At 32.2% G+C, this 13,081-nt stretch carries 12 protein-coding genes and 1 pseudogene; all 13 read right to left on the reverse strand.

Annotated elements, in window-relative coordinates:
• Positions 1–218: 218 nt before the first annotated feature.
• The 13 genes and pseudogenes from AC0L5U_RS02065 to AC0L5U_RS02125 all read right to left on the reverse strand — a co-directional run bounded on the left by AC0L5U_RS02065 (position 219) and on the right by AC0L5U_RS02125 (position 12,934).
• Positions 219–500 (reverse strand): DUF2188 domain-containing protein, encoded by a 282-nt coding sequence (locus AC0L5U_RS02065; RefSeq protein ID WP_473414435.1) that lies wholly within the window; start codon positions 498–500, stop codon positions 219–221.
• Positions 501–506: 6 nt separating this feature from the next.
• Positions 507–917 (reverse strand): hypothetical protein, encoded by a 411-nt coding sequence (locus tag AC0L5U_RS02070; RefSeq protein WP_473414436.1) that lies wholly within the window; start codon positions 915–917, stop codon positions 507–509.
• A complete protein-coding gene (locus AC0L5U_RS02075; RefSeq protein ID WP_473414437.1) occupies positions 914–1,570 on the reverse strand; it encodes a GIY-YIG nuclease family protein in 657 nt (218 codons plus the stop codon). Before AC0L5U_RS02075 ends, AC0L5U_RS02070 begins: the two co-directional genes overlap by 4 nt.
• Before the next feature lie 16 nt (positions 1,571–1,586).
• Positions 1,587–2,120 carry a hypothetical protein gene (locus AC0L5U_RS02080; RefSeq protein ID WP_473414438.1) on the reverse strand — a complete coding sequence of 178 codons (534 nt, stop codon included), beginning with the start codon at positions 2,118–2,120 and terminating at the stop codon, positions 1,587–1,589.
• 122 nt (positions 2,121–2,242) lie between these two features.
• Entirely contained in the window at positions 2,243–3,130 is an 888-nt protein-coding gene (locus tag AC0L5U_RS02085) for a hypothetical protein (RefSeq protein ID WP_473414439.1), read from the reverse strand.
• A 95-nt stretch (positions 3,131–3,225) separates the two neighbouring features.
• Positions 3,226–4,050: a DEAD/DEAH box helicase gene (locus AC0L5U_RS02090; protein WP_473414440.1), complete on the reverse strand. Its 825-nt coding sequence runs from the start codon at positions 4,048–4,050 to the stop codon at positions 3,226–3,228.
• 3 nt (positions 4,051–4,053) lie between these two features.
• Positions 4,054–6,859 (reverse strand): annotated as a pseudogene (locus AC0L5U_RS02095) (class I SAM-dependent DNA methyltransferase).
• Positions 6,860–7,258: 399 nt separating this feature from the next.
• Positions 7,259–8,377 (reverse strand): DNA polymerase III subunit beta, encoded by a 1,119-nt coding sequence (gene dnaN / locus AC0L5U_RS02100; protein WP_473414441.1) that lies wholly within the window; start codon positions 8,375–8,377, stop codon positions 7,259–7,261.
• A gap of 253 nt (positions 8,378–8,630) precedes the next feature.
• The gene (gene gldG, locus AC0L5U_RS02105) at positions 8,631–10,874 is read right to left on the reverse strand and encodes a gliding motility-associated ABC transporter substrate-binding protein GldG (protein WP_473414442.1); all 2,244 of its coding nucleotides are present in this window, start codon (positions 10,872–10,874) and stop codon (positions 8,631–8,633) included.
• A 43-nt stretch (positions 10,875–10,917) separates the two neighbouring features.
• On the reverse strand, positions 10,918–11,151 hold the full coding sequence (locus AC0L5U_RS02110; protein ID WP_473414443.1) for a hypothetical protein: 234 nt from the start codon (positions 11,149–11,151) through the stop codon (positions 10,918–10,920).
• A gap of 38 nt (positions 11,152–11,189) precedes the next feature.
• On the reverse strand, positions 11,190–11,756 hold the full coding sequence (locus AC0L5U_RS02115) for a class I SAM-dependent methyltransferase (RefSeq protein WP_473414444.1): 567 nt from the start codon (positions 11,754–11,756) through the stop codon (positions 11,190–11,192).
• The gene (locus tag AC0L5U_RS02120) at positions 11,756–12,052 is read right to left on the reverse strand and encodes a putative quinol monooxygenase (protein ID WP_473414445.1); all 297 of its coding nucleotides are present in this window, start codon (positions 12,050–12,052) and stop codon (positions 11,756–11,758) included. Before AC0L5U_RS02120 ends, AC0L5U_RS02115 begins: the two co-directional genes overlap by 1 nt.
• Before the next feature lie 6 nt (positions 12,053–12,058).
• On the reverse strand, positions 12,059–12,934 hold the full coding sequence (locus AC0L5U_RS02125) for an SAM hydrolase/SAM-dependent halogenase family protein (protein ID WP_473414446.1): 876 nt from the start codon (positions 12,932–12,934) through the stop codon (positions 12,059–12,061).
• Between the last annotated feature and the right edge of the window lie 147 nt (positions 12,935–13,081).

Raw genomic sequence — 13,081 nt, forward strand, 5'->3', positions numbered from 1 at the left:
AAACCACCATTAAGCGTAAGTGTTTTTATTTTAAATATTTGGGCATTACCCCGAAAAGGGGTCAGGCTTTCCGTTATATCTTTTTAAAACGTCATAGTGAGTTCGAGAGGACGTAACTATCTGTCAAAATCTAGGTTAATACAAGTCTATAATTTCCCACTTTTAAAAAGGATGCCACTGCAATCCTTAACGCAATAATCACGTTGCCATTTAAAAGTTTAGTAACTAATACGCTCGCGTATGCCACCACTAGCACGATGGATAATCACATCAGCATTATAGCGTTTAGCAATAGTTTTGGCTTTATTTATAGCCGTACTTTGTTTGCGGTGTTTAGAGGTAATACGTTTGTTTCCCTCACGCCGTACCGCCCAACCATCTTCGTAAGGTACTACATGCTGGTGCCACGTTCTCGATTTTTTATTGGCGCTTTTAAAATAAGCGTCTATAAGGTCTTTTAAAACTTGAATCCAAGCCGTTGGTTTATTTGTTTTTGGCATGAATTACTAATTTAAAACTGAAATAATAGACTCATAAACTACAGGTGTTTTATTCCAAGAATATAACCCAGTATCTATCCATGAATTTGAATTAGCAATATGCTCTGGCATTATGCTAATCGCTTCATCATGCAGGTAAATTTTAACTATATTATTTTCAATAAAGGCAATGTAAATATTTTTGTCAATATATTTTTTTGACAACGTAAAACGCCCTTTTAATTGCACTTTTAGCATTTCATCACCATTAATATGAACAGCTATAAAATCAGCACCTTGCCAATCGTCATTTAAACGCATAGAATTAAAACCATAATCTGCTAGGACTGCTGCTACTTTATGAAAGTTATAGTTTTCTTTTTGCTTTGAGTTTAGGTCTTTATATTTAATAGTACTGTATCGTTTATCAAACTTCATCCATTATTTTTTAGTAAAACTTGGTTGACACTATCATATTTATAATTAACTATATCACCTGATAATATAAGCTGAATTACCTTATCTATTATTGGTAATGGAACAACAAACCATTCTCTCGGTGTTATCCTCCTACCTTTATCATCATTTATATCAATGTTTAAGCATACTTCTGCAAAAAAGCGATGTATTAAGTGTTCAAACTTTTGGGCCTCTAAATTGTATGTTTTATAAGATGCTATTATATCAACATCTGCCAACAAATAGGTAGGTTCTTTTGACGCATTTTTAATACGTTCTGGAACAGGAACAGTAGAGTAACCTATCTTATACAAATTATTTATTGATGTAATTTTTTGATTAGTTGACTTCGATTTTAATATATATATCCAACCTGTATCTAAATCCTCTTCATTAACAGAATTTACATTATCAAATAACTCTTTTGATGTTTCTGTTTCAGTTTTAGTAACTAAATGACCATTGTTTAGTAGTTGTTTTCCAAGAGACCTAAATAACATATTACTAATTGTGCCATTTTCAAAAATGATACGAGTACGTCCATCTTTACGCAATCTATCACCAGATGGTAAAGTAACATTGTCTGTTGCTATATTAGTTTCTTCAAGGTATAGAAGTACACCATCTAACACATAATAATTACCTTTTTTAAATTTTTTCAGCGTTTCTAAACCTTTTTAATGAAATTTTACGCTCTCTTAATTTGCGATGTATTTCTTTAAACATTGCTTCATAAGGCAAAAACTCCTTGTCTTTCATAGCTGTTCGTTGAGCTACAAAATCTGTTTCACCCCTTTCAGTTGAACTTGGAATATTCTTTAACTTAAAAATTGATAAGGTTTCTTCTGTATCTAATATTCCTAAATCATCATCCTTTAAAATATCTGCAACTGACTTTATCTCTTCTTTAGTATTTAATAGATTATGTGTATCGTATGGTTTTAGTATTTCTATTTTATTAGCATCTTGTCGCAATGCCTTTAATCTTAATAACAGCTTAAATTCACTAACATTTGTAGCTTCTGGTTCTCTATCATTCTTTTCAAAAAAAGCATTAATCTCTTGGAACGATTCAATCAACCGTTCATCTTCAGATTTTACATTAGAGTTTTTGGGTTTAGAATCTAAAATTCCAAACTCATCATCATTAAATATATCTTCTAATGTTTTCTTTTTACTCATTTGCTTGGGCTTTACGCTTTTGCTCTTTTAAAAATATGATTGCTTCTGCTAAACGTCTTTCTTGTGGGTCGAAAGATTGAATGCTTGGTTGTTCTCCTGTCTTTGCTATCCAGTTTTTTATTTTAGGCCACTAAAATAATGGCTTCTTCATCGGTCATTGTTATTCTTGTAGCATCAATAGTTTCTTGAATTGCTTTAAATACAGAGGCAGTAACCGATTTTGACAATATTTCAAATGCTTTTTGAAATGGATTTATAGTATCTATTAAATCGATATTAATATCATCAATATTTACAAAACTATCTGCCATACGAATAAAACGTTTATCCCCTTGTTCTTCAATAGTTCCATTTTTAATAACTGAATCTACAACTACGTGTTGACGAACAGCTTCAACTTCTTCATCAGTTAAATCTGGATAGGTTTCTTTTATGATTTTAGGAATCAATACTTTATTAATGACTTCTGGGTCTACATTACCAGGCATTGCTTTAAGCATCTGGTCATCTTGCATAATTTTTGCTTTGAGGTCATTAATATCACTTTCAATAATATCTTTTGCTCTTTGCGAACTTGGAAGTTTAAATCCTCTAATCTTTATCGTGTTATCATCATCTTCTGAATCCTCATCTTCTTCCTCTGGAAATTTAGGTTTAAACTTAAAATTAGGTGCTAATACTTGTTCCATTAATAGGGAAGCAGTAATAGCCTTTAACATATTATTTACAGATAGTTTTACTAAATCATCTTCTGCATCTGGTTGCGCAATCAAATTGGTAAATTGTGCGTGTGTCTTATTGTCACTATCTCTTGTTGCTCTACCTATAATTTGAATTATTTCTGTTAATGAACCTCTATAACCAACAGTTAGTGCGTGTTCACAATAAGGCCAATCAAAACCCTCTTTTGCCATACCTAATGCTATGATAATATCAATATCATCAACACCTGAAATATTACGCAAATACGCTTGTATTTTATCTCTTGCACTTGGAACGTCATATACCAAATCTGCAACTTTAATTATCTTATCAGATTTATCACTCTTTACATATAAAACACCAGTTTCAGGGTCTTGATAATCTAATTCACCTAAACTATCTATTATCCAAGCAACCTCATCATTTTTCCTTTTGTGGATTCACCTGAATTAACACTTGGAATATGAATAATCGTTTTTTTGTTTTCATCTAATATTTCATTAATTGCAGATGTATATCTACCCTGATAAAAATGATAACCGATACCCAAAGATTTTAAATAATCATATCCATTTAATTGCTGGTAATAATCATATTTAACTTTAATAAATTTTTCTTCATCTTCTGGCAATAAAATAGGCACAGAATCACCTCTAAAGAAAGAGCCTGTCATTGCTACTACGTGAGCAGTAGATTTAGACATTACACTACTTAAAACCAAGCCTAATTTATTATCGCCATCTACAGAAACGTGGTGAAATTCATCTATTGCTAATAAGCAGTCGTTTAATTGTTTTTCGTCTATAGCTTCAAATGCAAACCGTAAGGTTGCGTGCGTACAAATTAAAATTTGTTCATCTGTTTCTAAAAACTCTAAAAAGGCTTTTACTTTACTTTGGTCACCACCAGGTGTACAAAGATTATATTTAGGATTAGGAATCCAATCTGCAAAAAAACCAAACTTCTTTAATTCTGTTTTTGCAAACGAACTACCAATGGACCTTTCTGGAACTGCAACGATTACCTTTTTAATACCTTGATTTACTAACTTATCTAAACCAATAAACATTAAGGCACGAGATTTACCAGAAGCTGGTGGTGCTTTAATTAATAAGTATTGAGCTGTACGAGCCCCAAATGCTTTTTGTTGCATTTCTCGCATTCCTAACTCATTAGTGCTTTTGCTTTTTCCTGTTTGTTGGTATTTTACGTGTACTATATCTGGCATATATTAAGCTTTCTTTTTACGTGTTCTTTTAGGTTTTTCTAACAAGGTGTTTTTGTTTATCATCTTTTCATATTCTTTAAAAAGATATTCTAAACGCTCTGTATCGCTTTCAAATGGCTTTAAACGATAGCAACGCTCAATAGCCAAATCTAATTGATGATGTGCTTCTTTTAAGCCTTTAGGCATTTTATCTGGTGCGTACAATTGTGCTAAGGTTTTACCTGAATGCTTTTCTCTTTCTTCTAACACTTCAAAAACGTGTAGATTTATTTGCTCTTTTTGTTTTTGATTGATTTCTGGAAACGGAAAAGTATTATAGCATAATGTATTTGAATATTGCATATCCATTTTCAATCTACCTGCAACTGCTTTTATCCAAACGATATGCATTTTAGATGATAATAATCCAAATAACCAAGGTTCAGCATCATAAATTGCACGTGCTCCATTTGATATTACATAATCAGAATTTAGAAAGTCAACAGGTAAATATTCTCTTTTCTCAGAGCCAGTTTGAGGGATAATTATTGAGTTTGAGTCCTTAAAATTTGTTTCATCAAATTTATAAGGCGTTTTAGCTTTTTTCTGTGTTGCTACTTTTTTACTTTTTAAACGGAATTTTTTTAATTTCTCAAACCTTTCACTTAATAGTGGTATGGAATAAGCTAATTCTTTATCTGTATCATCGACCCAGATACAGTATCTACTGATATTATGCAGTAAATCTTTAGCACCTATGTATCTTTTAATAAACTTTTTAGCAATTGGATAATTTTTAATCAAATTGTTCTTCTCTTCTTCATTAAGTATTAAGTTGCCATCATCACCTGCTTTTAAACCTGAAATCATTTTAGGCAAATTAGAAAATGCCCTATTGGTACTTTTAATAATGATATTAGAGCTATTAGTCAAGTATGGACTAATATTAGTTGCTTTTATTTTATTCTTCTCAGTATATATATATTTCTGTCTATTATTACCTACTTCTCTTAAACAAACAATTATTACACTAACTTGAGCATTATCTTTTGCATTATTAGTCCATTTGAAAGATTGATAAGCAAAGTCTATTTCTACATTTCTATTAAATAAAAGAGTCCAAAGTAAATCAACTTGAATGCCTTGACAAATTGAGTTTGTAGTTACTAAAGCACATTTCGCTTTTTATGTTTTGGATATATCTTGCCCCTATGTAAAACCAACAAGATATATAATCCAATTTTTTAAAGCCATTTATACCTGCAAAAACAAAAGACATATCTTCTTTTTGAGAATCTGTCTGTTTATGATAGCCATCATATGGTGGATTACCTAAAATATATATTTCATCATTTTCGTTTTTAGGACAGGTATCTTCCCAATTTAAGCGTGTTGCATTACCTTGTGTAATATGACCTGCTTCTTTTAATGGTAGTATAGGTTTTGCTCTACCAAAGTCGTGTAGTTCACTTACAAACTCTTTATTCATTTGGTGTTCTGCCAACCATAGAGATAAAATAGCCATTTCGTGAGCAAAATCATCTAACTCTATACCATAGAATTGAGAGAGTTTAATTTCTGTAAACCATATTTCAAACTGTTTACTCTTAAAATTCATTTTTGATTGCGGTGCATCAGAAACTATTTTATGTCCATCTTTTATAAAATGTATTTTCGATTGGCTTCCATCAACAATGCTTTCTTGACCAACTCCATTTATTTCTTTTATGATTTCAATTTCTAATTTTCTTAATTCCTTATAAGCAATAATTAAAAAGTTACCGCTACCACAAGCAGGGTCAAATATTTTAATTTTTGAAATTCTAAATATTAATTGGCGTAGCTTTCTGTCATTCCCTTTAGATTTTTCAAACTCTTCGTATAATTCATTAAGAAACAAGGGTTCAATCACTTTCATAATATTTGGTACAGAGGTATAATGCATCCCTAAACCGCTTCGATACGCAGGATTTACAACTGCCTGTATCATAGAACCAAAAATATCTGGATTGATTTCGCTCCAATCTAAATCGCCACATTCAATAATTATTTTACGTGCTTCTTTAGTAAATCTTGGTGATACAATAGTATCTCTAAATAAACCACCATTTACATATGGAAACTCTCTAAAATGTGATGCTTCTTTACTATTGTCTTCTGTATTAAGGACCTTAAATAGTCTATCTAAAAATGTATGTGTATCACTACCATCTTTTTGAGTATGTTGCTCTAAAGTATCTGTAAACATCCCCTCAATAGGAAATATATCTGTGTCTTCCGCAAAAAAGCAAAAGAGTAAACGAGATAGAAAAATATTTAGGTTATGACCACCATCGTCATATATATTTGGATTCTCGGTAACCAAAATATCATAGAGCTTCGCCATTTTATATGACGCTTTTCTATCTGCATAATTCTCATTTTTTTGAGCGTACTTTTCTTGACCTGCCCAAGGTAAAAAGAAACCAAAGTGTTTATGTATTTCAAGAATAGGTGTGTCTAATGCTAATCCTGTTCTTGTATCTTTTGCTAATAATGTTTTGTAATCTGTTACTATTACAAATCGTGGATTGTGTTTTAGTGAATCTACATCTTTCGTTAATTCATCAATAGTATTTAATAGTGTTCCAGATTCAACCTCTTTAAAAAGCATTTTACTTTTATAAAGCACTTCACCCTCAACTTTAGATAAATTAAAATCCCCCTTTTTTAAACGTGTTATAGATGTCTTCGAAATACCGTATGCTTTCAGTAAATCAAATACAAACTCTTCTTTGTTGAAATTTTCAACTAAAGCTGTTACGTTCTTTTCTATTTGAGATGCGTTCATTAATTTTTTATATTAGTTTTGGTCAAATCATAAAAATATAAATCTTTTTTGTAGGAATTAGTAATATTTACAAGTTAATTTAGAAAACTTATTTAGTTAGATAAACTAAACCTAGATTTTAAGATAGTCTTTAGCAGATTTGCCCGCGTTAGGGATAGAAACGGCATCCTTTTTTAAGTGTGGGACTATAAACTTTATGGATAACTAGAATTTGACAGATTGCCACGTCGCTCACTCCTCGCAATGACACATAAAAAAGATATAGTGGATAGCCCGACCCCTTGTGGGTAACGCCCAAATTATTTAAGCGTTGCACCTTAGCGACTTTGCGAGACAAAAAAAGCAGCAACCTATTTGAGATTACTGCTTATATTATGAGATTTCTGCCTTCGCAGGAATTTAGTTATTCAACATTACTGGCATGACCAACATGGTGACTTGTTCGCCATCGTCTAAACCATCAACAGGTGTTAAAATACCTGCTCTATTGGGCATGCTCATTTCTAACTGTACGTTATCGGCGCTTAGGTTATTTAACATCTCGGTTAAAAAACGCGAGTTGAAACCAATTTGCATATCATCGCCTTGGTAATCGCAGGTTAAACGCTCTTCGGCTTTATTGCTGTAATCGATATCTTCTGCCGAAATGTTTAATTCTGCTCCTGCAATTTTTAAACGGATTTGGTGTGTGGTTTTGTTAGAGAAAATACTAACACGACGCACAGAGTTTAAAAACTGGTTACGGTCTATTACTAATTTATTTGGATTCTCTTTTGGGATAACGGCTTCGTAGTTTGGATATTTACCATCAATTAAACGACAAATTAATACCGAGTTTTCAAAGGTGAATTTGGCGTTGCTATCGTTGTACTCAATAGTCACATCATCTTCACTTGCTGCTAAAATCCCTTTTAAAAGATTTAAAGGTTTTTTAGGCATGATAAATTCTGCGACTTGGTTTGCGGTAACATCGGCACGGGTGTATTTAACCAATTTGTGTGCATCTGTAGCTACAAAGGTTAAACCCTCGGTAGAAAACTGAAAAAATACACCACTCATTACAGGGCGTAAATCATCATTTCCGGCAGCAAAAATGGTTTTGCTAATGGCTGTTGCTAAAACATCACCAGTAATAACGGTTTTGCTTGGATCTTCTAGTGCTACGGCTTTTGGGAATTCTGCGCCATCGGCATAAGCTAAAGCATATTTACCGTGGTTAGAGCTAATTTCTACGGTGTTGTTATCTTCTATAACAAAGGTTAAGGGTTGCTCTGGAAAGGTTTTTAAAGTATCTAATAATAAACGCGCAGGAATAGCAACGCTACCTTCGCTATCGCTCTCTACATCTAGCGTAGAAGCCATAGTGGTTTCTAAATCGCTTGCAGAAACGGTAAGCTTGCTGTTATCTAATTCAAATAAAAAATTATCTAAAATTGGTAAGGTGTTTGAACTATTGATAACACCACCTAAAACCTGTAATTGTTTTAATAAATAAGTACTTGATACTATAAATTTCATGTGCTGGATTATATTTTTTAGAGGTCACATGTAACATTTATTTCAAAATTCTAAAAACGAGAAAATGTCCTTAGTTATAAATGTTTCATCTAATACGCTTGGTTTAAATTGTAATTCTACTACATACAAATATATTCCAAAAGGTGGTTATTTGGAAACAAACTTATTAACAGTTATGAGGTGTATTTCTTCTTTCTGAGGTAGTTAAATACAAAACCAAAAGCTGCAAGTAAAGCTATTGGTAATCCAATGTTTAGGAGTTGCCACATGGTTTTTCTTTGGCAATTTTATCTTGATTTAAAAAGGCGACTTCAATTTCCTTGCTGCGAATGTTTATAAGTCCGTTATCATCTAAAAGATAATTTACTGCATTCAGCAAAAATTCTTTATTGCCGTATAGTTTTCCAGTCCATCTATCGAAACCTAATTCTTGTGGTTTGTTTCTAATAACATCGTTTTTAATCACATCGCCATCGGCAATTATAATTTGTTTTGTAGCGACACTTTTATTGGTTTCTTTTAAAACTTTAAATGGTTTTACACGATTGTTGAATGCTGAAGTAAATTCGCCTTCTAACAGAACAGCCAAGGTTTGTTTGCCTTTATTAAACGTTTTTGGATCAGCAGGTTTTGTAATGAGATTTAAACTGATTTCTCGTGGTGTTCCTTCAAGTTTAGATACAGGCGCACTTTCTAAAAGAATGGTTTTTTTAATTGAATTTTTAAGCGTGTCGATTGGGTTTGCAAAATCAAAACGAACTAAATTTAAATTATTGGTAATTGGGTGCTTGTATTCCGAAATTGCCAAAGGTGAATACGGCCAATTTAAATGCTGGTATTGCGAATCGCTGCCATCCCCAAGTGCCAATGTAATAGGGGCAGAGTAGGGTGTAGCCACCATAACAGGATTGATACGTACTCCATAATTAAAGAAATAATCGGTTAGGTTTAAATCTCTTGCAACGGCATAGTTTGTGCCTGTGGCGTTATATAGACTGTCTTTTTCCATGGCAACGGCATCTATCAACCATAAACTTTTACCGCCTTGCATGGTGTATTGGTCTAATACAAATTTTTCTTTTTCAGAAAAGGCTTCTGTGGGTTTTGCAGAAATAATTAAATCAAACTGACTTAAATCTTTTAAAGTTTTTTGCGCACTATTGGCAACACTATCTAATGTAAACGGTGCGATAAAATAATATTCGCCTAATTTTTTTGCAAAGTCTGCTATGTGTTTGTCTTCCAATTGCCGATTGCCTTTTAAAATGGCAATTTTTTTAGATTTTGGAGTGACTAATTTTTTTATGCCATCAGCAAACGCATATTCTAGGTGTTGTACTGAGTTGCTAACGAGTTCCTGCTGTGTGGCTCCAATTTTATTTTTAACTAATGGAATGATAACTGTTTGTCCGTTATAACTTGCTAAAGCCCATGGAAAAATAACTTCCTGAGTAGATTTGCCATTTTCCTGAACACTTAATTGCATAGGTTTTAAGCCACGTTGCGTTAGCACTTGTATGGTTTGCTGGCGAGAGGCTTCGTTCTCTAAGGGGTTTATAAATTCAAAAAGTATGTTGCTATTTACATTTGAAAATTCTTCAAGTAGTTGTCGTGTTTCTTGTTGTAGTCGTCTAAATTCCGAAGGGAAATCTTCGCCTTTTAAAAACACATCAATTACTACTGGCGATTCTGCAATTGTAGCAATTTGTTTTGCAGAATTACTTAGAGTGTAACGTTGGTCTTTTGTTACATCAATACGCTTAAATGCATAACTCGAAATTATATTTAAAAGTAATAGCCCAACGCAAAAGCCAGAAATTTTTGTGATGTCTTTTTTAGAGATGCTGTCTGTTTTAATACCTAGTTGGGTTAAAAGGATGAAAAACACAATTACACTTAAAAAGTAGATGATATCTCTAGTATCAATCACGCCACGACTCATGCTTTTATAGTGGTAGTTGATGCCGAATTGCTCTATAGTTGTACTTGAAGTAAATTCTGTAACTCCTTCAAAACCAATAAAAAACATAAAGCAAATAAAAACAGAAATTATAAACGCAACTATCTGGTTTTGAGATAAAGTAGAACAGAAAACTCCAATTGCTGTATAGGTACTTGCTAAAAAAATAAGTCCTAAATACGACCCAAATGTACTGCCTAAATCTAAATTTCCAACCGGATTTCCGAGTTGATAAACAGTATAAACATATAATAAAGTAGGGACGAGTGCAATCAAAATTAAAACTATTGCCCCAAAATATTTTCCTAAAACAATATTGAGATGAGAGATGGGTTTTGTTAATAATAATTCTAAAGTACCTTGCTTTTTTTCATCTGAAAAACTGCGCATTGTTACCGCAGAAATCAAAAATAATAATACCCAAGGCGCTAATAAAAAGAACGCAGATACATCTGCAAACCCAAAATCTAGAATATTAAATTCGCCTTTAAATACCCACAGGAATAATCCATTTAAAACTAAAAAAATAGCGACCACCAAATAGCCAATAGGCGACGCGAAAAATGAATTGATTTCTTTTTTAGGATAGGGAACATTTATTTCTTTTTAAAATAAGAATGTCTTGATGTGACAATGTGTTTTCAGTTTTTCCAGACCATATGCCTTCAAAGAAATGTTCAACTTCAAATCCGTTTTTTTCAATTAAATTGAATAAAAACGCTTTTTCAAAAGCGACATTGGCTTCTTTAACTTTCTCGTCCATTAAGGCATAATTGCCTTTATGGTATTTAAAATTCTTAACAGAATTTTGCATGAGTTGTTTTGAAAGGTCATCTAAAACAAAAAACGTTGCTAGGCATTTTTTCCAGATTTAAGGGTTCTGTTTATTTCGCCTAAATAATTATCAACATCTTCAGGCATCATATGTGTAAAAACTGATGTTAAGAATGCAAAATTGAATGTGTTATTTTGATATGGAAATTGAAAATTATCTGCAGTTTCACCAGTAGATGTATTGTATAAATCATTTTTAAGAGAAATATATTTAAACTTAAAATTTGGGAATTTAGAGCTGATATTTTTCGTGCACCAATCTACACCTTGTTTTACAATATCAAAGCCGTTATAGCTGCCTTTTTCAGAGAGGTAATTAGTAAACGGGATGGCCATACGCCCAATACCTGAACCAATATCTAGAATAGCATCATCTGGCTTAATTTCGCCATATAATTTAAAGTATTCAAAAAATTCTTCGCCTACCTCTTTAAAATCTCCCCCGCCAGTATAAATCATTCCCTTTGGCGGTGTGAATTCATTTTTACTAGAAAATAAATCTATTGGGTAGAATATTATTCTTCTTATTAAGTAGCGTTGCTTAACAGGGAGGTAATAATAAATTTTCCGAAGTAAATCTTTCATTAATTGTTGGTGTGTATTTTGTCAAGACTCCATGCCTCAGGTTTCTCATTAAATAATACTTTTGTTTTGCTCCAAACGGTTTTAAACAATTCAGAATGGCGGTAATTTTCTAAATCCGTTTCTGAATTCCAATAACTGTAAGTAAAGAAAATATTAGATTGCGTTTTATCACGATACAATTCTAAAAATTGGCAGCCTTCAAAACCTCTAATAAACGTTTTGTTGTTTTCAAAAATAGTCAAGAATTTATCAATATTACTTGCTTCAAAACTCATTTTTACAATTCGTACCAACATAAAAACTTATTCGTTTAAGTACATATCTTCGGTTTTTGGAATCACAGGAACAGCAACAAAGTCAATACCAATTGTATCCATAACTTTAAGCCCCATTAAGGTTGCGGCACTTCCATGAGTTTCAGAATCGCTTTTGTACATTGCTATTTCTAAAAAATCACCAGAATTAAAAACCACTAAGCCTTTGCCTTCATCATTTCGTCGTTCTTCAGGGATTTCAAAATTTACAATATCGCTATACTTTTTAAGGATTCTTTTAAATTTATAGTGTCGCGCTGTAATTTCAAATTTGCGCCCTTTTTGAATGGTTTCAAAAAACTGACGCTTTACATTGGTTACCACATTTCCGTAATTATCAATATAGATTACACGACCAATAATTTTGGTTTTATCCTCATTTACATAAGGCTTTAAATTCTTAATGGGTTTAATGGTGTTAATGGGTTTTCCAATAACTTCAAGCGTACCACCACGCGCAATATGGCAAGCAACTTTTACAAACACATCCAACACAGGAAAACTTGTCTGTATTTTATCGTGAATATTAATTTCAACAATTTTCTCTGGTGCAATCTCAGAACAAATCATACTCATAATACCATTATTGGCACAAATGAAAAAATGATCGTCTAATTTTATGGCAATATGTTTGTTTTCTGCATTAAGCTCGGCATCAATTCCAATAATATGAATAGTGCCTTTAGGGAAACTGTTGTATGCATTTTGAATGATGTAAGCAGCTTCAGGAATATTAAAGGGCGAAACACTATGTGAGATATCAACAATTCTCACATTAGGCAACTCACTATAAATCGCACCTTTTGTTGCGCCAGTAAAGTGGTCTTTTTCGCCAAAATCAGTTGTGAGAGTTATGATTGCCATGGGCAAAATTGTTGATATGTTTTTAATGTTATCTTATCCAAAATTGCGTATTTTTGGAATTAAGAATACTGTTTCACAAAGCTAATAAATCATTTCATCTGAAGAAACTTTATTCCTAGTAATGTTAAAACTAAATTATATTAAATA

Source organism: Jejuia sp. G7-7 (assembly GCF_055808955.1).

Coding starts and splice junctions, on each gene's coding strand:
- AC0L5U_RS02065 (WP_473414435.1), bottom strand. CDS start 500: ATGCCAAAAACAAATAAACCAACGGCTTGGATTCAAGTTTTAAAAGAC.
- AC0L5U_RS02070 (WP_473414436.1), bottom strand. CDS start 917: ATGAAGTTTGATAAACGATACAGTACTATTAAATATAAAGACCTAAAC.
- AC0L5U_RS02080 (WP_473414438.1), bottom strand. CDS start 2,120: ATGAGTAAAAAGAAAACATTAGAAGATATATTTAATGATGATGAGTTT.
- AC0L5U_RS02090 (WP_473414440.1), bottom strand. CDS start 4,050: ATGCCAGATATAGTACACGTAAAATACCAACAAACAGGAAAAAGCAAA.
- dnaN (WP_473414441.1), bottom strand. CDS start 8,377: ATGAAATTTATAGTATCAAGTACTTATTTATTAAAACAATTACAGGTT.
- AC0L5U_RS02110 (WP_473414443.1), bottom strand. CDS start 11,151: ATGCAAAATTCTGTTAAGAATTTTAAATACCATAAAGGCAATTATGCC.
- AC0L5U_RS02115 (WP_473414444.1), bottom strand. CDS start 11,756: ATGAAAGATTTACTTCGGAAAATTTATTATTACCTCCCTGTTAAGCAA.
- AC0L5U_RS02120 (WP_473414445.1), bottom strand. CDS start 12,052: ATGTTGGTACGAATTGTAAAAATGAGTTTTGAAGCAAGTAATATTGAT.
- AC0L5U_RS02125 (WP_473414446.1), bottom strand. CDS start 12,934: ATGGCAATCATAACTCTCACAACTGATTTTGGCGAAAAAGACCACTTT.